The sequence below is a fragment of the Stenotrophomonas sp. YJH_SMC_91 genome (assembly GCF_059368495.1).
In genome coordinates this window covers 25438-46538 of the sequence record NZ_JCAFRT010000003.1, presented here as the reverse complement: position 1 = coordinate 46538, position 21101 = coordinate 25438, and the positions used below count along the sequence as shown (strand labels likewise).

Below are 21101 nucleotides of genomic sequence, written 5' to 3'. Positions count from 1 at the left end.
GTCTGTGTCGCGTCTGGCCTTTGAATACCAAACTGTGATGAACGTCATGCCACTGGCGGGAAACGGGCGGCCGCTTCCCCTCGCCTCGCAGGCCTTGCACGGCTTACGATATCTACCTTGCCGGGCCGCCGGTCATGAGGTTTGAAGTGAGGACTGTTTCACTGTCCGTGACGGGCTGGCCGGCCTACCATCGACGTACCGGTACATGGGGTGTGCCGGTCGTCGCGATGTCCACGTTGTCTGTCGTACCAGAGAAGGTGGGGAGCCTTCCCGAATGATGAGCGCGCCCACACCGATGGGATCGCCGGGTCGTGACCCGGCCCAGCTCCAGCGTGCCCGGGACATGGTCCTGCCCGCGCTGTGCCAGGCCTTTGGCGCGGCACTGGCGCGCTTCGACGATGCCCTGTTCGACCGGGCCGGCAATGCCGGTTCGTCGCAGCTGCTGTTCCTGGATGCGATGCGCGAACTGCGCCGCCGCCGCGAGGACATTGCCGGTGCCTTCTCTGGCCACCTGCAGCGGGCCTGGGATGCGCTGGCCAGTGGTGAGCCCATGTCGGCCGAATCGACGCTGTCCGGCCCAGCCGAGGATGGCCTGAGCCTGCTGGCCGAGCACGTGCTGGAGTCGCGGCTGGCGGTGCGCAATTTCGCCACGGTGCTGCTGCGTGACTTCAAGCCGGTGCTGGCGCGGCTCGACCGTCGCCTGGGCCGTCTGGTCGGCGGCGCCGAACTGGATGCCGACCATAATCCCATCAGCCCCGAACACCTGGGCGTGGCCATCCACGAAGCCTTTGCCGGCTGTGAACTGGCCCCGGAAGTACACCTGGTGCTGATCAAGCTGTGCGAGCGCGACCTGCGCGCGCCGGTGGGTCGCATCTACGAGAAGCTGGACGAGCAACTGGCCGCGGCCGGGGTGATGTCGCAGATGGGGGCGCCGCGGCGTCCGCCGTCGGCCGCGCCCGACCCGCGCATGGCCTCGGGCCTGGATGACCTGGTGGAGCAGCGCCCGGGCTCGGGCCTGGACGGCGAATTCGGTGATGACGAGCAGGCCGCGCCGGCCTGGGCGCAGCGCTTTGCCGCACGCTGGTCCGAGCGGCGTGGCCACATGCAGCAGCACCTGGGCGCCGAAGGCAGCGGCACCGGCGAGGCCCATGCGGGCCAGCAGGGCATGCTGCTGGAGGCGCTGCACGAACTGCTGCAGCAGACCCGCCACGTGCGCGAGGACGCGACGTCGGCCGCACAGGTGGCGATCGGCCAGCAGCGTCCGCTCAGCCAGCGCGAGATGATGTCGGTGCTGTCGCTGCTGCAGGCCACGCCCAGCGCGACCCTGCGCGCAGCGATCGGCGAGGACGGCGAATCGTTGGCGCAGCGGTTGAAGAGCGAAGTGCTGTCCAGCGCCACCCGTCTCGGTGTCGACCCGGGCCAGACCCGGCTGGACCCGCAGGACGAGGATGCAATCGACCTGGTGGGCATGCTGTTCGACGTGATGCTGGACGAGCGCGAACTGGAAGGCCGCTCGCGCGAGTTGATCGGCCGCCTGGTGGTGCCGTTCGTCAAGGTCGCCATGCTCGACCGTCGCATGTTCGTGCAGAAGACCCATCCGGCGCGCAAGCTGCTCAACTCGCTGGCCGAGGCCTGCGAAGGCAACACCGGCGAAAGCCAGGCCGAGCGCATGCTGATGGCCAAGGTCGAGGAGATCATCGAGCGCCTGGTCGCCGAGTTCAACGAGAACCTGGCGATCTTCCTGACCCTGGAAGAAGAATTCCGCGAGTTCCTCGTGCAGCATCGTCGCCGCGTGGAAATCGCCGAGCGTCGCGCCGCCGAAACGCAGCGTGGCCAGGAAAAGCTGGAAATGGCCCGTACCCGTGCCGGTGCCGAGCTGGACCGCCGCATTGGTGATGCCACCCTGCCGCCGGCCATCGCTGAATTCCTGCGCCAGCCATGGCAGCACCACCTGACCCTGGCGCTGCTGCGCGAGGGCGAGGAGGGCGCATCGGTGGCCGAAGCGCTGAGCCTGGGCGACGGGCTGCTGGAGGAAGTTGCCGAGGCCCGCCGCCAGATCGTCGGCAAACCGTGGCTGCAGGCCTGGCAGCCGGTGCTGGCCAAGGTGTTCGCCAGCGTGGGCGTGCATGGCGACGCCGCCACCGGCGCCATCGATGCCCTGCATGACACCCTGCAGGGCATTGCCGAATCGCGGCCGGAACTGCAACGCGCGCTGCCGGAACTGCCGCAGGTCGCACTGCCCGCGCCACCGGTAGCCGAATCGCCGGCGGTGGAGTTGAGCGGCCAGATCGATGCCGACGATTTCGACAACGCCGACGCCGATCGCTTCCGCCGCATGGAGATCGGCAACTGGCTGGACTTCGTCGACAAGGACGGCAAGGTGCAGGCCGGCAAGCTGTCCTGGGTCAGCCCGATTTCCTCGCGCCTGCTGTTCGTCAACCGTCGCGGCGTGCGCTTCTGCGTGGCCTCGCCGGAAGAACTGGCGGTGATGGTGCGGCTGGGACGTCTGCGCGCCCATGTGGATGACGGTGCGTTCGACAGCGCGATGCAGGGTGTGATCGATCGGCTGGACCCGGGCAGCGCCACGCTGCACTGAGTGGAGCCGCCTGCTAGGATCGGGAAAACTCACCGATCAGCGGGGACCTGCATGGCCGTGGCGTTGCTGGGGATCAAGGAGACCGCGCCGGGCGAACGGCGCGTGGCGCTGACGCCGGAAACCGCGCGCAAGCTCGGCGCCCTCGGCATTACCGTCTGGTACGAGGCCGGCGCCGGTCTGGCCGCAGGTTTCACCGATGCAGCCTACGACGATGCCGGTGCCCGCGCATTCGACGCCGGCCGCTGGGCCGAAATCGACATCCTGTTGTGCGTGCAGGCGCCGCCAGCGGCGGTGCTTGAACAGCTCAAGCCGGGTGCCACCGTGGTTGGCCTGTTGACCCCGGCCAGTGATCCGGGCCTGGCGGCACTGGCTGCCGATGACCGCCTGCACCTGTTCCCGCTGCAGCAGCTGCCGCGCACCACCCGTGCGCAGGCGATGGACGTGCTCAGTTCGCAGGCCGGCATGGCCGGTTACAAGGCCGCGCTGATCGCCGCCGAACGCGCACCACGTTTCTTCCCGATGTTGACCACCGCTGCCGGCACCGTGCGTCCGGCCAAGGTGCTGGTGATCGGTGCCGGCGTGGCGGGGCTGCAGGCCATTGCCACTTCCCGGCGTCTCGGTGCACAGGTGGAAGGTTTCGACGTGCGTCCGGAAACCCGCGAGCAGATCCAGTCGCTGGGCGCGCGCTTCCTCGACCTGGGGGTGAGCGCGGCGGGCGAAGGCGGGTACGCGCGCGCGTTGACCGATGAAGAGCGTGCCGAGCAGCAGCGCCGCCTGGCCGACCACCTGCGCAGCGTGGATGTGGTGATCTGCACGGCGGCGGTACCGGGGCGCCCGGCGCCGACGATCGTGACTGCCGCGATGGTGGAAGGCATGGCCACCGGCAGCGTGATCGTGGACCTGGCCGCCGAGAGCGGCGGCAACTGCGCACTGACCCAACCGGGGCAGTGCATCGAGCATCAGGGCGTGACCATCGATGGCCCGCTGGGCCTTGCCAGCCGCGGCGCCACCCAGGCCAGCGAGATGTATGCGCGCAACCTGCTCAACTTCGTCGCGCTGTTCGTGCGCGAAGGGCAGCTTGGTTTCGACTGGGAAGACGAGCTGCTGGCGAAGACACGCTGGCAGGCGTGAACGACATGGGGTCAGATCCCTTTGCCTCTGGCAAAGGGCTCTGACCCTGGTTCCCGGAATCTGCCAGGGGTCGGATCCCTTTGCCTCAGCAAAGGGCTCTGACCCCGTTCCCCGGAATCTGCCAGGGGTCGGATCCCTTTGCCTCAGCAAAGGGCTCTGACCCCGTTCCCCGCGGCGTTTCAGCGCGGCTTCGCCGGCGGTGGGTTGTCGCGCACCCAGTCCTTGCGTTGTTCCGGCGTCATCTGCGACCAGCGCTCGCGCAGTGCATCGCGCTGCGCGGGCGGCAGTTCCCGCATCTGGCCGAACAGGGCCCGGGCCTGCTCACGCTGTTCCGGGCTCATGTGCTCGAAGCGGCGCAGGCCACGGCGGGCCTTGTCGCGCTCCTCCGGGCTCATCGTCTGCCAGCGCTGGCCATGCGAGAGCATGCGCTGGCGCTGGCCGGCATCGGCGCTGTTCCAGCGGTCGCGCAGTGGCGCCAGCAGCGATTCCCGCTGCGCTTCGCTCAACTGTTCCCAGGCCGGCAGCGGCGTGGCCGGCGCAGGGCGTGCCGCAGGGGCGGGCGCGGCGCTCTGCGCCAGCGCCGGGAGGGCCGGCAGCAGCAACAGGGTCATCAGCAGGGGCAGGGTGTGCAGTCGGGACATGATTCACTCCATCGCCAGGTCGGTATCGCCCAGCCACAGGTACAGATCGGGATTTTCGTCGTAGAGCGCGCTGTTGTCTTCCACCGAGGCCAGCACAGGTGCCGGCGCGGGGCCCGTCAGCGTGCCATGGCCAGTGAACTGCAGGCCGATACCCAGCGCCACCACCAGTGAACAGGCGCTGGCCAGCCACCAGCGCAGGCGCCCGTGCCGGGTCGCGCTGGCGCCGTGTCGGGCCTGGCGCAGGCGTGCCAGTGTGGCCGGCGACAGCGCATGCAGCGACTGCGCGTGCAGGCTGCGCAGGGTGTCATCGGAAGGCAGGGAGCGGTTCACGGGTGGATCTCCAGGTAGTCCTGCAGCGCCTGCCGGGCGCGTGCCAGATGGGTTTTTACCGCGCCTTCGCTGCAGCCCATGGCGCGGGCGGTGGTGGCCCCGTCCAGGTCCTGCAGCACGCGCAGGGTGAAGGCCTCGCGCTGGCGGGCGGGCAGGCGGCGCAACGCGTCCACCAGCTGCTGGTACTGCTGGCGCTGTTCATGCGCCTGTGCCGGGTCCGGGCCGGGATCGGCCCAGTCGATCTCGCCGCCTTGCGCGTCCTGGTTGTCGCGCCAGAACGGCAGGCGGAAGCGGCGCCGGCGCTGCACGTCGATCACGCGCCGGCGCAGGATGCTCCAGAACAGCGGCGCCCATTCGGCTGCCGGCTTGTCGGCGTAGTCCAGCATGCGCAGCAGCGCGTCCTGCACCGCGTCCATGGCGTCTTCGCGCTGGCGCAGGCCGGCCTCGGCGAAGCGGAACGCGCGCGGGCCGACGCTGGCCAGGAACGCTTCCAGCGATGCCGGCAGGGCATCGGTCTCGGCGCTCGGGGGGACGGGGCTGCTCACCAGCACAGGGTACGGTTCCTCGCTCGGGGTCACCATCGACAACGCGTGAGCGCCGCTTCGGTTGACGCCGGGTGCACGCCGGGTTCAGCCCATGGTTATGATGGGCCGACGAAGACAGAGCGGGAGCGTTGCCAGTGAGTGACGGGTTCGTAGCGCTGTACATCTTCATGCTGGCCGCCATCGCCGGCCACGTGATCATTTCGCGGGTGCCGGTGATCCTGCATACCCCGCTGATGTCGGGCTCCAATTTCATCCACGGCATCGTGCTGATCGGCGCGATGGTGGTGCTGGGGCACGCACAGACACCGTTGGAGAAGGCCCTGGGCTTCCTCGCCGTGGTGCTGGGTGCCGGCAATGCCGCCGGTGGCTACGTGGTTACCGCGCGCATGCTGGAAATGTTCAAGCCGAGCGCGCCCAAGGGCGGCAAGGACGAGCCGAAGGAGCCGCAGGCTTGAACATCAGCACCGTCGAACTGCTCGATTGGCTGGTCAAGGCCAGCTACCTCGTCGCCGCCACGCTGTTCCTGCTGGGCCTGCAGCGCATGGCCTCGCCACTGACCGCGCGCAGCGGCATCCGCTGGGCCGGGCTGGGCATGCTGCTGGCCACGGCGGCCACTTTCTTCCTTCCCGAACTGCACAACGTTCCGCTGATCCTGGTGGCGCTGCTGCTCGGCGCGGGCCTGGCCTGGTGGTCGGCCGGCAAGGTTGCCATCACCGACATGCCGCAGATGGTGGCGCTGTACAACGGCATGGGCGGTGGATCGGCGGCGGCGATCGGCGCGGTGGAGCTGCTGCGCTACGCCTTCCTTGCCAACCGCGATACCAGCCACTGGAGCGCGCAGGCGCTGGCCGACCTGGCCGCGCGCCAGCCGTCGGGCACGGTGCTGCTGCTGGCGGTGGTCGGCGCAGCGATCGGCGCGGTGTCGCTGTCCGGCTCGGTGATCGCCTGGGCCAAGCTGGATGGACGCCTGGACAAGCGCGTGACCTGGCCGGGCCAGCAGGTGATGAACCTGCTGGTGGCGCTGGCGGTGGTGGTACTGGCGATCATCGCCGCCAGCACGCTCAGCACCTGGGCGATCGTTGCCTTCTTCGTACTTGCGCTGACGCTGGGCGTGCTGATGACGCTGCCGATCGGTGGCGCCGACATGCCGGTGGTGATCTCGCTGTACAACGCGTTCACCGGCCTGGCGGTGTCGTTCGAAGGTTACGTGCTGGGCAACGAAGCATTGATCATCGCCGGCATGATGGTCGGCGCGGCGGGCATCCTGCTGACCCGTCTGATGGCCAAGGCGATGAACCGGCCGATCCGCAACGTGCTGTTCTCCAACTTCGGCGGTGGTGCTGGTGGCGAAGCGCAGGCGATCAGCGGCTCGCAGAAGCCGATCGAAGCGGCTGACGTCGCCGCGATGATGGCCTTCGCCGAGCGCGTGGTGATCGTGCCCGGCTACGGCATGGCCGTGGCGCAGGCGCAGCACAAGATATGGGAACTGGCGCAGCGGCTGGGCCAGCGCGGAGTGAAGGTGAAGTTCGCCATCCACCCGGTGGCGGGACGCATGCCGGGGCACATGAACGTGCTGCTGGCCGAAGCAGGCGTGCCCTACGACCTGATCGCGGACATGGACGACATCAACCCGGAGTTCGCCAACACCGACGTGGTGCTGGTGATCGGCGCCAACGACGTGGTCAATCCGGTCGCACGAACCGATCCGGCCAGCCCGATCTACGGCATGCCTGTGCTGGACGTGGTCAATGCGCGCAACGTGGTGGTGATCAAGCGCGGCAAGGGCACCGGCTTCGCGGGCATCGAGAATGCGCTGTTCTACGCCGACAACACCCGCATGCTGTATGGCGACGGTGCCGAAGCGGCAGCCTCGCTGGTCAGCGAGTTGAAGGCGCTCGACGGCGGGCATTGAGGACCGGGGTCAGATCCCTTTCCGCAGGAATGGGCTCTGATCCCTTTGCCGGCCAGCGGCCGGCACTACCGCATCCACGTGTGGCGGCTACATCGGGTAGGTGCGGACCCTGGTCCGCACGCGTTTGCCGGCCAGCGGCCGGCACTACCGCATCCACGTGTGGCCGCTGCATCGGGTAGGTGCGGGCCCTGGTCCGCATGCTTTTGCCGGCCAGCGGCCGGCACTACCGTCCCATCCACGCATGCGTGGATCTACCTGCATATCCCCGGCGGGCGTGGCAACCGGCGCGCTCAGCGCGCCAGCCAGGCGCCTACGGCCACGGCCACGGCCAGCCACAGCCACTCCACCGCGCCATTGGCCAGGGTGATCAGGGTCCAGGCCAGGTGCGGGCCCATCCGCATCGTGGCGTCCCACAGGTCCAGCCCGATCGAGCCGCCCATCCAGGCGCTGGCGATGGTCCAGTTGGCCACGGCGGCCACCAGCAGGGTGCCCACCACGACCAGCACGATGCGCAGCCGGCCCGGGCCGAGCGTACCCATGCGCAGCATGAACACCAGTTCCAGGGCGGTCAGTACCGCCATCCAGCCGACCTGCCGGCCGGTCATCAGCGCCAGCACCATCCAGGCAAGGGGAGCAACAACCAGGCCCAGCAACAGCATGATGGGCCAGAGCCAGGTCACGGTCCTGGCACGCGCGGCATTGGAGGACATCGAAGCTCCCTGAAGATCACCCACAGGATACTGTGGTTTGCGGCGGTGCACCGGCGGTGCCGGAGCGGCTGGGCTAGAATGCCGTCTTGCGTGGCCCCGGCCACGGCCCCATATCGGTCCCCATGTATTCCCGTAGCAGCGAACCTGTCCACTTCGAGCGCGATTGCGAGGCCGTGATGGTCCCGCAGGGCGATACCGTGACCCTGCCCGCCGGCAGCTATGGGTACATCACCCAGGCGCTGGGCGGCAGCTATTCGGTGTTCGTCGAGGGCAACCTGTTCCGCATCGCCGGCAAGGACGGCGACGCCATCGGCAAGGAGGCACCGGCACCGCTGGAACTGCCGGCCGACGCCACTGATGAACAGGTGGAACAGCTGGTGTGGCAGCAGCTGCGCACCTGCTTCGATCCGGAAATTCCGGTGAACATCGTCGAACTGGGCCTGGTCTACGAGGTCGAGATCAAGCACCTGGACGAAGGCCAGCGCGAGATCGACGTGAAGATGACCCTGACCGCACCGGGCTGTGGGATGGGCGACATCCTGGTCGATGACGTGCGCAGCAAGCTTGAAATGATCCCGACGGTGGCCGAGGCCGACGTCGACCTGGTGTTCGACCCGCCGTGGAACCAGCACATGATGTCCGAGGCGGCCCGGCTCGAGACCGGCATGCTTTGACCCAGGGCCCGCAGTGACGCGCGCCCGGCACTACCCGCAACCAGAACAGGAGTCCTCCGGTGTCCCAGTCCATCCCCAGCTTCGCCGTTACCCGTTCGGACCACCCGCGCAGCGCTGAAGAGCGCGCCAAGATCCTGGAGAAGCCGGGCTTCGGCCTGCACTTCACCGATCACATGGTGGAAGTGCGCTGGGACAAGGATGCCGGCTGGCACAACGCCAACGTGCGTGCCTACGGCCCGTTGCAGCTGGATCCGGCCGCGGCCGTGCTGCACTACGGCCAGGAAATCTTCGAAGGCATCAAGGCCTACCGACATGCCGATGGCTCGATCTGGACTTTCCGTCCGGATGCCAACGGCCGTCGCCTGCAGCGTTCGGCGCAGCGCCTGGCGCTGCCGGAACTGCCGGTGGAGATCTTCGTCGAATCGCTGAAGCAGCTGATCGCCGTCGACAGTGACTGGGTGCCGTCGGCCGATGAGTCCAGCCTGTACTTCCGTCCGTTCATGATCGGCGACGAAGCCTTCCTCGGCGTGCGTGGCGCGCACAAGGCCGGCTACTACGTCATCGCCAGCCCGGCCGGCCCGTACTTCGCCAAGGGCGTTGCCCCGGTGTCGATCTGGCTGTCCACCGAATACGCGCGTGCGGCCAAGGGCGGCACCGGTGCCGCCAAGTGCGGTGGCAACTATGCTGCCTCGCTGCTGCCGCAGCAGAAGGCGCAGGCACAGGGCTGCTCGCAGGTGCTGTTCCTCGACCCGGTCGAAGGCAAGTACCTGGAAGAGCTGGGTGGCATGAACGTGTTCCTGGTCTACAAGGACGGCACGCTGGTGACCCCGGAACTGTCGGGCAGCATCCTCGAAGGCATCACCCGCGAGAGCATCCTGCAGCTGGCCCGCGACCGCGGCATGAAGGTCGAAGAGCGCAAGGTCAGCATCGACGAGTGGAAGGACGGCGTGGCCTCCGGCGCGATCAGCGAAGTGTTCGCCTGCGGCACCGCGGCGGTGGTCACCCCGATCGGCCAGCTGAAGGGCGAGGGCTTCTCGGTGGGCGACATCAACGCCCCGGCCGGCGAAGTGACCATGTCGCTGCGCAAGGAACTGACCGACATCCAGTACGGCCGCCTGCCGGACCGCCACAACTGGCTGGTCAAGCTGGGCTGACCGCCCACGCTGAACTGTAGCGTCGAGCCACGCTCGACTGCTCTTCCGGAAAGCCCGTCCCCGTGACGGGCTTTCTGCGTTGTGGGCCTGCGGTCAGATCCCTTTTCCATGGGAAAAGGGATCTGACCCCGAATCAGCGAACGCCGATGTCGGCATAGTCATTCCAGGACACGTGACGGCCCAGTCAGGTCTGTGCAGGACACGAGAAGGTTCCTTCACCTTCACAAACCCTCGACCCGAAAAGTCTCAGAACGAACATTTCATCTTGCTGAAAAGACGCTGAAAATCTTGTGGTGTCCGGTTTCGGCCATTAGCGTCATCTGCACGGCGGATCGTTAGGGGGATCCGCTGACTCACCGGACTTCGAACCTCGCCAATGCAAGCCAGCCCCGGGTTCGGGCCGGTGCTTCTGCCGATTCCGGCATTCACACCACAAGAAAGGGAAATACGATGTCCCAGGTAACGCAACCGCGTGTGCGTCGAGTGTGGGTGGTCCTTGGTGCGTCCGTTCTGTCATCGCTGCTGCTGGCCATGCCTGCGCTGGCCGGTGATGTCCAGCTCAGCGGCCTGCAGTCCGCGCCGACGCACCAGCGTTTCATCGTGAAGTACCGCGACGGCAGCGCCGCCGTGGCCAACACCACTGCGCTGGCTTCGTCGCTGAAGACGGCCGCCGCCGGCCTGGCCAGCAGCCAGGGCCGCGCGCTGGGCCTGCAGCAGGTCCGCAAGCTGGCCGTCGGCCCGACCCTGGTCAAGACCGACCGTCCGCTCGACCAGGCCGAATCCGAACTGCTGATGCGCAAGCTGGCCGCCGACCCGAACGTGGAATACGTCGAAGTCGACCAGATCATGCGCGCGACGCTGACCCCGAACGACACCCGCTTCAGCGAGCAATGGGGCTTCGGCACCTCAAATGCCGGCATCAACATCCGGCCGGCCTGGGACAAGGCAACCGGCACCGGCGTGGTGGTGGCCGTGATCGATACCGGCATCACCAACCATGCCGATCTCAACGCCAACATCCTGCCGGGCTATGACTTCATCAGCGACGCCGCGATGGCGCGCGATGGCGGCGGCCGCGACAACAATCCGAACGACGAAGGCGACTGGTACGGCGCCAACGAGTGTGGCTCGGGCATCCCGGCCTCCAACTCCAGCTGGCACGGCACCCACGTTGCCGGCACCGTGGCGGCGGTGACCAACAACAGTACCGGCGTGGCAGGTACCGCGTTCAATGCCAAGGTCGTGCCGGTGCGCGTGCTCGGCAAGTGCGGCGGCTACACCTCCGACATCGCCGATGCGATCGTGTGGGCGTCCGGCGGCACCGTCAGCGGCGTACCGGCCAACGCCAATCCGGCCGAAGTCATCAACCTCTCGCTGGGCGGCGGTGGCAGCTGCTCGACCACCTACCAGAACGCGATCAACGGCGCGGTCGGCCGTGGCACCACCGTGGTGGTCGCCGCCGGCAACAGCAACACCAACGTGTCCTCGTCGGTGCCGGCCAACTGCCCGAACGTGATCGCGGTGGCGGCGACCACCTCGGCCGGTGCACGTGCCAGCTTCTCCAACTACGGTACCGGCATCGACATTTCGGCACCGGGCCAGAGCATCCTGTCCACCCTCAACACCGGCACCACCACGCCGGGCAGCGCGACCTACGCGTCGTACAACGGCACCTCGATGGCAGCGCCGCACGTGGCCGGCGTGGTCGCGCTGATGCAGTCGGTCGCTCCGAGCCCGCTGAGCCCGGCGCAGGTCGAGAGCATCATCAAGAGCACGGCACGTCCGCTGCCGGGCGCCTGCTCGGGTGGTTGCGGCGCCGGCATCATCGACGCCAATGCCGCCGTGGCCGCGGCGATCAACGGTGGCGGCAACCCGAACCCGGGTGGCAACGTGCTGCAGAACAACGTGCCGGTGACCGGCCTGGGCGCTGCGACCGGTGCCGAGCTGAACTACACCGTGGCTGTTCCGGCCGGCAGCACCCAGCTGCGCGTCGCGATCAGTGGCGGCAGCGGTGATGCCGACCTGTATGTGCGCCAGGGCAGTGCCCCGACCGATACCACCTACACCTGCCGTCCGTACCTGAGCGGCAACAGCGAGACCTGCACCATCAACAGTCCTGCCGCCGGCACCTGGTATGTGCGGGTGAAGGCCTACAGCACCTTCTCGGGCCTGACCCTCAACGCCCAGTACTGAGCCCAAGCCCCTCTCCATGGGCACGCCCCGGCTCAGGCCGGGGCGTTTTTCTTTGGGTAGGTACCGGCCTTGCAAGGGCAGCGCTTTGGTGCGTGCCGACCTTGGTCGGCACGCTGTTCCTCAGACCGACTCGAAGCGGTTGGCGGCCACGTTCTTGCGCACGTGCTGCGGATCGAAGATACGACCGTTCATGGCGATGTATACGCCGCTCGGCAGCGACTGCACCGCACCGATCGCGCAGCCGATGTTGAACTCCGCATCCGACCCACGGAACCGCGCCGGGCTGAGCGCGCCGGTCATCACGATGGTCTTGTCCGGGATCGTCGCCAGCACCTTGCCGGTCTGCACCATCGAGTCGGTGCCGTGGGTCACCAGCACGTGGCGGGTCGGCTGCGCGGCGATGGTGGCGCGGATCAGTTCGCGGTCTTCATCGTTGATGTGCAGCGAATCCTTGCGCAGGATCGGAATCACGTTGAAGCGGAACGTCACGCCCAGCTCGCGCAGGATCATGCCGATCTGGGGGTCGCCGATCTGGTAGTCCGACTTGTCGTCGAAGTAGATCTTGTCGATCGTGCCACCGGTGGTGACGACCAGGAGCTCTTCCATCATGTGCATGCGCGAAACCAGGACAGGTACAGCGGCGCGGGGCCAGGAACACAGATGATACGGCCCGGCGGGCGCAGCGTCAGCGTCGCTTGCCGAAGCGGGCGCGCAGCCCCGGCAGGCTGGCGCTGAAGATCACCAGCAGGGCCAGGGCGATTTCGATCAGCGCCAGCCAGCGTGTTTCCGGGTGGCTCCAGGCGCTCATCACGCCGTGGCTGAACCAGCCCAGCGCCAGCACCGAGGCCCAGAACCCGGCCTTGCGCCAGCCCAGCCGCAGCGCAAAGGCCAGCGCCAGCGGCGGCGCGGTGAACACCAGCTGGGTGGCCAGCCAGTGCTTGTCATTGATGAACCAGCCGGCGAACAGCGCGGCCAGCCCCATCAGGGCCAGCAGCAGGACCGTGCGCGGCGGGCGGCTCATCGGGCCAACCGCTGCGCGATGTCGGCCACCCGGCGGCCCAGCGCGCGGGCCAGCACGGCCTCGTCGTCGGTCGGCTGCGGGTCATCGGCGGCACCGGCCACGTGGCTGGCGCCATAGGGCGTGCCGCCGCTGGTGGTGTGGCTCAACGCCGGTTCGGTGAACGGGATGCCGACGATCACGCAGCCGTGGTGCAGCAGCGGCACCTGCATCGACAGCAGGGTCGATTCCTGGCCGCCGTGCATCGAGGCGGTGGAGGTGAACACGCCGGCCGGCTTGCCGGACAGGGTGCCATTGACCCATTCGGCGCCCAGTCCATCCAGGAAGTGCTTGACCGGCGCGGCCATGTTGCCGAAGCGGGTGGGGCTGCCGAGCAGCAGGCCCTGGCATTCCACCAGGTCCTGCACGCTCACGTAGGGGGCGCCGTCGTCGGGTACCGGCGGCTGCGCGGTCTGGGTCACGGCGGCCACTGGCGGCACCGTGCGCAGGCGCGCGCTCATGCCCGGCACTTCGCCGATGCCCCGCGCGATCTGGCGCGCCAGCCGTGCCACCGAACCGCCCCGGCTGTAGTACAGCACCAGAATCTCGCCCATCGTGCCCGCTTCTCCTCGTCGTGTGGTCGCCAGTATGGCTATCCTGCCAGCATTCCGCATCGGGTACCCTTCCACCGATGGAACCTTTGGATACGCTCAACCTGTGGATGGAGCGCGCGCGGGATCGTGCACGGGCCATCAGTTTCGGCCGCTTCCTGTGGCATCGCTTCCTCGACGACCGCCTGTTCCAGGCAGCGGCGGCGCTGGCCTACACCACGGTGTTCGCGCTGGTACCGCTGGCGATCGTGGTGTTCGGCGTGCTCTCGGCCTTCCCCGTCTTCGACCGCTGGAGCGACCAGCTCAGCGATTACGTCTTCTCCAACTTCGTGCCCAATGCCGCGCGCGCGGCCGAGGGCTACCTGCGGCAGTTCTCGGCCAGTGCCGGCCAGCTCACCGCCGCCGGCTTCATCGCGCTGGTGGTGTCGCTGCTGATCACGCTCAACAGTGTTGAAGAAACCTTCAACCAGATCTGGCGGGTCGGCTCGACCCGGCCCAAGCTGACCCGCTTCCTGGTCTACTGGACTGTACTGACGCTGGGCGCGATGCTCGCGGCGGCTTCGCTGGCGGTGTCGGCGCGGGTGTTCGCGATGCCGCTGTTCGGCACCCAGGAGGGCCGCTGGCTGGCCGAACTGGCACTGCGGCTGGCGCCGATCCTGATCGAGTTCGTCTGCATCACGCTGATGTTCCGGGTGGTGCCGCACCACACGGTGAAGTGGCGGCATGCAGTGCCTGGCGCCATTCTGGCCGCGGTGATCCTGGAGCTGGTGAAGTGGGGCATCGGCGCCTACCTGGGCAGCTTCCAGTCCTACCAGAAGCTGTATGGCACGGTGGCCTTCGTGCCGATCCTGCTGCTGTGGATCTACCTGTGCTGGGTGGCGGTGCTGCTGGGCGCGTCGTTGTCTTCGTCGATGGCGGCCTTCCGCTACCAGCCGGTGGAACTGCGCCTGCCGCAGGGCTACGAGTTCTATGGCCTGCTGCGCCTGCTCGGCCGCTTCCACCATGCCCGAGCCAAGGGCAAGGGCCTGGCCGATGATGAAATCCTGCGGCTGGAGCCGATGCTGACCGATTCGCTGCTGCAGGACCTGGCCTGCAACCTGCAGGAGATCGGCCTGCTGCGCCGCGATGAACGTGGCGAATGGCTGCTCTCGCGCGACCTGGACCAGGTGAGCCTGGCCGATCTTTACGAATGTACCCAGTTGCGCATTCCGGTAGCCGAGCAGCATCTGCCGTATCGCGACGACAGCCTGGGCCGTGCCGCATTGGCGGCGCTGGATGATCTGCGACTGCCCCTGCGTGAACGCCTGAAGCGCAAGGTCAGCGATATCTATACCGACTCTGGAGACATGCCATGACCCGCAAGACCCCGTTGCTGCTCCCGCTGGCCCTGCTGCTGGCACTGTCGGCCTGCAAGCCGGCCCAGGAGCCGACGCCGGCCAGCAGCCAACCGCCGGCGCAGGCACCGACGCCGACCGCACCGGCGCCGGTCGAGGAAACCCCGGCCGAGCGCACCACCGCCGAGTTCCCGACGCTGAAGATGAAGGCGGTGGATGGCAGCGACTACGACCTGGCCGCGCACCGCGGCAAGTGGGTGGTGGTGAACTTCTGGGCGACCTGGTGTGCCCCCTGCCGCAAGGAGATGCCGGAGTTGTCGGCGCTGCATGCGATGCGCAGCAACATCGAAGTGGTCGGCCTGGCCTACGAGGACATCGAAGTGCCGGAAATGCAGTCGTTCCTGACCAAGCATCCGGTGACCTATCCGATCGTGATCGTGGACCCGTTCGATCCGCCGGCCGATTTCGCCACGCCGCGCGGCCTGCCGCTGACGCACCTGCTGGATCCACAGGGCAAGCTGGCGCACACCTTCCTCGGCCCGGTGACGGCCGCCGACATCGAAAGGCAGATCGCTGCTGCCAAGTAATGGGGTTGGGCGGCAGGGCCTGCGGCCCTGCACCCGCGGTAGTGCCGGCCGCTGGCCGGCAACCCCAGCAACAGCAAAAGCAACAGCAACAGCGGGCTATCCGTGGGATGGCGGGGCGGTGTCGGAGTGCGGGGACGCTGCAAGTACGTCCCTGTAAGCTTGGCAGCCGCATCCATGCGGCTGACACCCCGCACTCCGACACCGCCCCACCTCTGACAGATTCCTCATGTCTGGTAGATCCACGCCATGCGTGGATGATTCTCCAGACAAATCGAATATTTCGAATTGAATTCGAAGAGCATCCACGCATGGTGTGGATCAACGACAGATCGCGGAGAACTGTCGAAGGCGGGGTGGGTCCGGGTGCGGGGGCGTGAGCCGCATGGGCGCGAGGCACGCCTCGGGCGGGTTGGGCAGGACGCCCAACCCCGGTCTTGCCGTGTGCGCAGGACAGCGCACACGAGCAAGCCGCGACCGAGCTTACATGGACGTACTTGCAGCGCCCCCCGCACCCGGACCCGCCCCGCCATCCCTCAGGAAGCCCGCCGTTGCTGTTGCTGTTGCCGTTGCTCTGGCTTCGGCAGGTGCAGGGCCGCAGGCCCTGCCGACCTACCCTAATCCTCGACCGGGAAGTCCTCGATCGGCTTCAGCACATCGTAGTGCTCGCGATGCAGCTTGCCCTTCAGCTTCGGCAGCTCCGGCAACGGCGCATCCACGCGCGTGTCCGGCAACCGGTCCAGCAGGTTGCGCACCAGCGTCAGCCGGCCCAGCCGCTGGTCGTTGAAATCCACCAACGTCCACGGTGCCGCCTCGCGATGGGTCGCGCGCAGCATCGCCTCGCGCGCCTCGGTGTAGGCGCTGTACTTGCTGCGGGATTTCAGGTCCACCGGAGAGAGCTTCCAGCCCTTCAGCGGATCGAGATGGCGCTCGGCGAAGCGCTTCTCCTGCTGCTCCTGGTCCACGCACAGCCAGTACTTGAACAGCAGGATGCCGTCGTCCACCAGCAGCTGTTCGAACACCGGCGCCTGGCGCAGGAACTGCTGGTACTCGGTCTCGCTGCAGTAGCCCATCACCCGTTCGACGCCTGCGCGGTTGTACCAGCTGCGGTCCATCAGCACGATCTCGCCGGCGGCGGGCAAGTGCGAGGCGTAGCGCTGGAAGTACCACTGCGTGGCTTCGCGGTCGGTGGGCTTGGGCAGCGCCACCACCCGGCACTGGCGCGGGTTGAGGTGCTGGCTGATGGCCTGGATCGCGCCGCCTTTACCTGCGGTATCACGGCCTTCGAACAGCACCAGCAGGCGCTGTCCGCTGTGCTGCACCCAGCGCGCCATGGCGGTCAGTTCCAGCTGCAGCGGCAGCAGCAGTTCGTCGTAGTCCTTGCGCTTGAGCTTGGCCATCGTCACACCACGCGGGGAGGAAGCCCGAGCGTAGCGCAGGGGCTGCCCAGGCGATGTCGACGCCGGGTAGAGTCGACGGTCAGTCGACTATCGCGCGCAGCGCGGGGTTTTCGGCTTCCTGCCGAGGGCAGTCGACCAGCAGTCGACTCTACCCAGTCGACGTCATCCAATCGACATTGCCCAGCCGACATTACCCAGCCGACATTACCCAGCCGGCATTACCCAGTCGGTTCGGTTGTTCCCAGCCAGCCGTGTTCGCGCGCCAGCTGCTGCACCAACGCCGACAGATCGCGGGCAAACCCGCCCATGTCGAACAGCCCGCTGCGCTCGCGCGCCTGTGCCAGTTCAGCGCGCAACGCCGCCAGTGCTGCAGGGTCGTTGCCCAGCGCGCTGGCGGTGGTGATGAACGCCGTATCGTCGGCGACATTCATCCGTGCCATTCCCAGATGGTGGTTGAGGCTGCCGGCCACGCGCGCGGCGAAGGTGTCACCCGGGCAGGTAAGCACCGGGCAGCCGGCCCACAGCGCATCGGAGGCGGTGGTGTGCGCGTTGTACGGATGCGTGTCGAGGAACAGGTCGGCCAGCGGGTAACGGGCCAGGTACTGCGGATGCGGCAGCTTGGCCATGAACACCAGGCGCGCCGGGTCCAGGCCGGCAGCCTGCGCGGCAGTGCGCAGGCGGGCGTCGGCCTGGCCCGGTCCGGACAGCAGCCACAGTACGCTGCCGGGCACTGCCTGCAGCACTGCGAAGGCACGGCCCATGCTGCGCGGGTTGAGCTTGTAGCTGTTGTTGAAACAGCAGAACACCACGCCCTGCGCGGGCAGTCCGCAGTCCGCACGGGTCGGCGCAGGCTCCAGCACGCGCGTATTGTCTGACGGCTGGAAGGCTCGTGGCAGGCGCAGCACGCGTTCGCTGTAGCACGGCTCCAGTGCCGGCGGCAGGGCGAAGGCATCGCCGACCACCGCGTCCATCCACGGCGCCCCCGACGTGCCCGGATAGGCCAGCCAGTTCAATTGCAGCGCGGCAGGGCGCATCGCCAACACTTCCGGCGTGCCGCCACCGCCCCAGCCGCGCAGGTCGAACAGCAGGTCGATGCCCTGTGCGCGAATGCGTGCGGCGGTATCGGTGTGTCGCAGGCCAGCCACATCATGCAGCTGCGCCGCTGCCTGCAGGCGCTGGCGGATGCGGCTGCCGTCGTCGCGGTTCAGCGCGAACAGATGCAGTTGCAGTGCGGGGTCGCGACGCAGCTGCTCGAACAGCGCCACGGTCAGCAATCCGGTCGGATGCGCGCCGAACCCATTGGAGAGGAAGCCGACGCGCAGCGGGCCGTGCGGGCGCACCGTTGCCGGCGGCAAGGGCCGCACCGAGGCAGCCACGGCCAGCGCACGGGTGTGCGCGCAGGCCAACTGTTCGGCAGCGCTGGCGTCCTCGCTGAGGAAGGCGAACGGCTCGACCACGCCATGGCCGCTGGCAACGGCGGCGCGCACCTGTGCCGCCAGCGTGTCCAGGTCCTCCCAATCGCACAGGCGACGCTGCCAGGCCAGGCGCTGGGCGGCGATGTACGGCTCGGCCGGCATCAGCCCATGCGCGCGTCGATAGGCCGCCGACGCGCCTTCGGCATCATCGGCATCTTCCAGTGCATGGCCCAGCCACAGCGCAATGCCCGGGTGCTGTGGGGCCAAGGCCGAGGCCTGGCCGAGCAGCTTGGCCGCATCGCCATGTGCACCTGCCATCCACGCCACGCGGCCCAGCCGTGCCAGCGCTTCGGGGTGATTCGGGCGCAGCTGCAGCGCACGTCGCGCGGCCTGTTCGCCGGCAGCGATGTCGCCGGCTTCCAGTTCCACGTCGGCCAGCATCACCCAGGCGACGAAGTCGTCGGGCTGGCGGGCGATCGCTTGCTGCAGTTGCTGTCGCTGCTGCCAGGCCGACATCGTGCTCAGCCTGCCGACAGCTGGGCCAGGGCGTCGACCTGGTGTTCGTGGCTGAGCCGCTGCAGCAGCGGATCGAGGTCGCCGGCCAGGATGTTGGGCAGGTCGTACAGGGTCAGGCCCTCCACGCGGTGGTCGGTGATGCGCCCCTGCGGGAAGTTGTAGGTGCGGATGCGCTGGCTGCGATCACCACTGCCGACCTGCAGGCGCCTCGACTCGGCCTGGGCTGCGTCCTGGCGTTGGCGCTCGGCGTCGAGCAGCTGCGCTTTCAGGCGCTTCATCGCCTTGTCGCGGTTGGCGTGCTGGCTGCGTTCGGTCTGGCATTCCACCACCACGCCGGTCGGTACGTGGGTGATGCGGATCGCCGACTCGGTCTTGTTGACGTGCTGGCCACCGGCGCCGGAGGAGCGGAACGTATCCACCTTCAGGTCGGCCGGGTTGATGACGATGTCATCGACTTCGTCGGCCTCCGGGATGATCGCCACGGTGGCCGCCGAGGTATGGATGCGGCCCTGCGATTCGGTGGCCGGCACGCGCTGCACACGGTGCGTGCCCGATTCGAACTTCAGGCGCGAGAACGCACCACGGCCGACCACCCGTGCCACCACCTCCTTGTAGCCACCGTGCTCGCCGGGATTGTCCGATTCGATCTCGACCTTCCAGCCCTGGCGCTCGGCATAGCGGGCGTACATGCGGAACAGGTCGCCGGCGAAGATCGCCGCCTCATCGCCACCGGTGCCGGCGCGCACTTCCAGGAACAGGTTGCCTTCGTCGCGCGGGTCGCGCGGTACCAGCAGCAGCGCCAGCTCCTGCTCCAGTTCCAGCAGGCGCGCCTGCGCGGCGGCGATTTCCTCGTCGGCCAGCTCGCGCAGGTCGGGGTCGGCGCGCATGCCTTCCGCGGCGGCCAGATCAGCCTTGGCACGGGATTCATCGGCCAGGGCGATGGCGATCGGTTCAAGTTGGGCGAATTCGCGCGAAAGGTCGCGGAAACGGGTGTTGTCGGCGACCACGTCGGGTTCGGCGAGCAGGCGTTCCAGTTCTTCGCGGCGCTCGGCCAGCGCTTCCAGCTTACGGCGCAGGGTCGGCGTCATCGGGTCTCACGGGTGGGTGGCGGTAACCCGGCGTAGCCGGGAACAGGCGCTCGGCGGCGCGGGTCAGGTCGGCATCGCCGCTCAGTGCGGCAGCGCGCAGGGCAGCGGTAGGAGGATGCAGCAATCGATTGGTCAGGCCGTGCGCCAGCAGTTCCAGCACTTCGTCGGCCGGCTTGCCGTTGGCCAGCTGCTGGCGCGCGCGTTCCAGCAGTTCAGTGCGGGTGGCCTCGCCGAACGCACGCAGCTGTCGTAGCGGCGCCTGGTGGGCGCTGGCCTGCTGGGTCTCGATAAAACGCGATACCTGAAGGTCGATGATCGCCTCGGCCTCGGCGGCCGCCTCGCGGCGTCCGCGGCGGTTGTCTTCCACCGCGCGCTCCAGGTCGTCGACGGTGTAGAGGAAGGCGTCGTTGAGCGTGCCGACCTCCGCCTCGATGTCACGCGGCACGGCCAGGTCGAACAGCAGCATCGGCTTGTGCCGGCGCGCGCGCAGGGCCTTGGCCACCATCTCGCGGTGGATCACCGGTTCGCGCGCAGCGGTGGCCGAGAACACCACGTCGGCCTCGCCCAGGTGGCGGTCCAGTTCGGTCAGCGGCAGGGCTACGCCACCATGGCGGCTGGCAAGTTCCTGCGCGTGGGCGAGGGTGCGGTTGGCGATCAGCAGCCGACGTACCCTGCCTTCGCTCAGGTGCCGTGCAGCCAGTTCGATGGTCTCGCCGGCACCGACCAGCAGCACGGTGGAATCGTCCAGCCGCGCGAACGCGTTCTGCGCCAGGCGCACCGCCGCCGACGCCACCGATACCGGGTTGGCGCCGACCTGGGTATCGGTGCGCGCACGCTTGGCCACCGAGAAGGTCTGCTGGAACAGGCGGTCCAGGCGCTGGCCGAGCAGGCCGTGGTCACGCGCGGTCGACCATGCGTCCTTCACCTGGCCGAGGATCTGCGGTTCGCCCAGCACCATCGAGTCCAGGCCGGTGGCGACCCGGAACAGGTGGCGTACGGCTTCTGCATCGGCATGCTGGTACAGGTAGCCCTGCAGGTCGCCGGCCTGGGCCTGCAGCCACTGGTCCAGTGCCTGTGCCGAATCGGCCACGGCATACAGCTCGGTGCGGTTGCAGGTGGACAGCAGCACCGCCTCGGCGATCTGCGGAGTATCGCGCAGCGAACCGAGCGCGCGCGGCAACGCCTCACCGGCGAAGGCCGCGCGCTCGCGCAGCTCCACCGGTGCGGTCTGGTGATTCAGTCCGAGCACCCACAGGGTCATTGTTCAGTT

Annotated in this window: 20 protein-coding genes; 9 read left to right on the top strand and 11 right to left on the bottom strand. The window is 68.1% G+C overall.

Annotation, left to right across the window (positions count from 1 at the left end; genetic code table 11):
* The first annotated feature begins 274 nt into the window (after positions 1–274).
* Together pacR and AC5P5X_RS05760 are read left to right on the top strand one after the other, a co-directional pair.
* A complete protein-coding gene (gene pacR / locus AC5P5X_RS05765; RefSeq protein ID WP_111189413.1) occupies positions 275–2596 on the top strand; it encodes a PacR family protein in 2322 nt (773 codons plus the stop codon).
* Positions 2597–2647: 51 nt separating this feature from the next.
* Entirely contained in the window at positions 2648–3727 is a 1080-nt protein-coding gene (locus AC5P5X_RS05760) for an NAD(P) transhydrogenase subunit alpha (protein WP_049460922.1), read from the top strand.
* A gap of 179 nt (positions 3728–3906) precedes the next feature.
* Here the strand turns inward: AC5P5X_RS05760 and AC5P5X_RS05755 are convergent, their stop codons facing one another.
* The 3 genes from AC5P5X_RS05755 to AC5P5X_RS05745 are packed head-to-tail and all read right to left on the bottom strand — an operon-like array spanning position 3907 to position 5279.
* Positions 3907–4368, bottom strand: coding sequence for a DUF3106 domain-containing protein (locus tag AC5P5X_RS05755; protein WP_012479217.1), 462 nt, complete (start codon positions 4366–4368; stop codon positions 3907–3909).
* Positions 4369–4371: 3 nt separating this feature from the next.
* On the bottom strand, positions 4372–4698 hold the full coding sequence (locus tag AC5P5X_RS05750) for a hypothetical protein (RefSeq protein WP_012479218.1): 327 nt from the start codon (positions 4696–4698) through the stop codon (positions 4372–4374).
* Positions 4695–5279 carry an RNA polymerase sigma factor gene (locus AC5P5X_RS05745; RefSeq protein ID WP_077684483.1) on the bottom strand — a complete coding sequence of 195 codons (585 nt, stop codon included), beginning with the start codon at positions 5277–5279 and terminating at the stop codon, positions 4695–4697. The genes AC5P5X_RS05750 and AC5P5X_RS05745 overlap by 4 nt, the downstream gene beginning before the upstream one ends.
* A 98-nt stretch (positions 5280–5377) precedes the next feature.
* On the opposite strand from AC5P5X_RS05745, the gene AC5P5X_RS05740 reads away from it, so the two are divergent.
* Both AC5P5X_RS05740 and AC5P5X_RS05735 read left to right on the top strand, forming a co-directional pair.
* The gene (locus tag AC5P5X_RS05740) at positions 5378–5698 is read left to right on the top strand and encodes an NAD(P) transhydrogenase subunit alpha part 2 (protein WP_005408173.1); all 321 of its coding nucleotides are present in this window, start codon (positions 5378–5380) and stop codon (positions 5696–5698) included.
* Positions 5695–7155, top strand: coding sequence for an NAD(P)(+) transhydrogenase (Re/Si-specific) subunit beta (locus tag AC5P5X_RS05735; RefSeq protein ID WP_012479220.1), 1461 nt, complete (start codon positions 5695–5697; stop codon positions 7153–7155). The genes AC5P5X_RS05740 and AC5P5X_RS05735 overlap by 4 nt, the downstream gene beginning before the upstream one ends.
* A 290-nt stretch (positions 7156–7445) precedes the next feature.
* On the opposite strand, the gene AC5P5X_RS05730 is transcribed toward AC5P5X_RS05735, so the two are convergent.
* Positions 7446–7865 (bottom strand): hypothetical protein, encoded by a 420-nt coding sequence (locus tag AC5P5X_RS05730; protein WP_049460928.1) that lies wholly within the window; start codon positions 7863–7865, stop codon positions 7446–7448.
* Between the two features lie 122 nt (positions 7866–7987).
* Here AC5P5X_RS05730 and sufT point away from each other — a divergent pair, with 122 nt between their 5' ends.
* The 3 genes from sufT to AC5P5X_RS05715 all read left to right on the top strand — a co-directional run bounded on the left by sufT (position 7988) and on the right by AC5P5X_RS05715 (position 11886).
* Positions 7988–8539 carry a putative Fe-S cluster assembly protein SufT gene (sufT, locus tag AC5P5X_RS05725; RefSeq protein WP_012479222.1) on the top strand — a complete coding sequence of 184 codons (552 nt, stop codon included), beginning with the start codon at positions 7988–7990 and terminating at the stop codon, positions 8537–8539.
* A gap of 59 nt (positions 8540–8598) precedes the next feature.
* The gene (locus AC5P5X_RS05720) at positions 8599–9693 is read left to right on the top strand and encodes a branched-chain amino acid aminotransferase (protein ID WP_005412326.1); all 1095 of its coding nucleotides are present in this window, start codon (positions 8599–8601) and stop codon (positions 9691–9693) included.
* 450 nt (positions 9694–10143) lie between these two features.
* Complete coding sequence (locus AC5P5X_RS05715) at positions 10144–11886, top strand: S8 family peptidase (RefSeq protein WP_111189414.1); 1743 nt, start codon at positions 10144–10146, stop codon at positions 11884–11886.
* Between the two features lie 120 nt (positions 11887–12006).
* Here AC5P5X_RS05715 and AC5P5X_RS05710 read toward each other — a convergent pair whose 3' ends face one another.
* The 3 genes from AC5P5X_RS05710 to wrbA form a co-directional block, all read right to left on the bottom strand.
* Positions 12007–12492 carry an asparaginase domain-containing protein gene (locus tag AC5P5X_RS05710; RefSeq protein WP_010481766.1) on the bottom strand — a complete coding sequence of 162 codons (486 nt, stop codon included), beginning with the start codon at positions 12490–12492 and terminating at the stop codon, positions 12007–12009.
* 79 nt (positions 12493–12571) lie between these two features.
* On the bottom strand, positions 12572–12907 hold the full coding sequence (locus AC5P5X_RS05705; protein ID WP_005408180.1) for a DUF2069 domain-containing protein: 336 nt from the start codon (positions 12905–12907) through the stop codon (positions 12572–12574).
* Entirely contained in the window at positions 12904–13497 is a 594-nt protein-coding gene (gene wrbA / locus AC5P5X_RS05700) for an NAD(P)H:quinone oxidoreductase (RefSeq protein ID WP_005408181.1), read from the bottom strand. Before wrbA ends, AC5P5X_RS05705 begins: the two co-directional genes overlap by 4 nt.
* A 77-nt stretch (positions 13498–13574) precedes the next feature.
* On the opposite strand from wrbA, the gene AC5P5X_RS05695 reads away from it, so the two are divergent.
* Together AC5P5X_RS05695 and AC5P5X_RS05690 are read left to right on the top strand one after the other, a co-directional pair.
* Complete coding sequence (locus AC5P5X_RS05695) at positions 13575–14849, top strand: YihY family inner membrane protein (protein WP_005408182.1); 1275 nt, start codon at positions 13575–13577, stop codon at positions 14847–14849.
* Positions 14846–15415 (top strand): TlpA family protein disulfide reductase, encoded by a 570-nt coding sequence (locus AC5P5X_RS05690; RefSeq protein WP_111189415.1) that lies wholly within the window; start codon positions 14846–14848, stop codon positions 15413–15415. The genes AC5P5X_RS05695 and AC5P5X_RS05690 overlap by 4 nt, the downstream gene beginning before the upstream one ends.
* Before the next feature lie 614 nt (positions 15416–16029).
* On the opposite strand, the gene ppk2 is transcribed toward AC5P5X_RS05690, so the two are convergent.
* The 4 genes from ppk2 to hemA form a co-directional block, all read right to left on the bottom strand.
* Positions 16030–16812 carry a polyphosphate kinase 2 gene (gene ppk2 / locus AC5P5X_RS05685; protein ID WP_005408184.1) on the bottom strand — a complete coding sequence of 261 codons (783 nt, stop codon included), beginning with the start codon at positions 16810–16812 and terminating at the stop codon, positions 16030–16032.
* A gap of 218 nt (positions 16813–17030) precedes the next feature.
* Positions 17031–18743, bottom strand: a complete 1713-nt coding sequence (locus AC5P5X_RS05680; protein WP_111189427.1) for an O-linked N-acetylglucosamine transferase, SPINDLY family protein — start codon at positions 18741–18743, stop codon at positions 17031–17033.
* Between the two features lie 5 nt (positions 18744–18748).
* Entirely contained in the window at positions 18749–19831 is a 1083-nt protein-coding gene (gene prfA, locus AC5P5X_RS05675) for a peptide chain release factor 1 (protein WP_005412330.1), read from the bottom strand.
* Entirely contained in the window at positions 19809–21092 is a 1284-nt protein-coding gene (hemA, locus tag AC5P5X_RS05670) for a glutamyl-tRNA reductase (RefSeq protein WP_099484327.1), read from the bottom strand. The genes prfA and hemA overlap by 23 nt, the downstream gene beginning before the upstream one ends.
* Positions 21093–21101 lie beyond the last annotated feature (9 nt).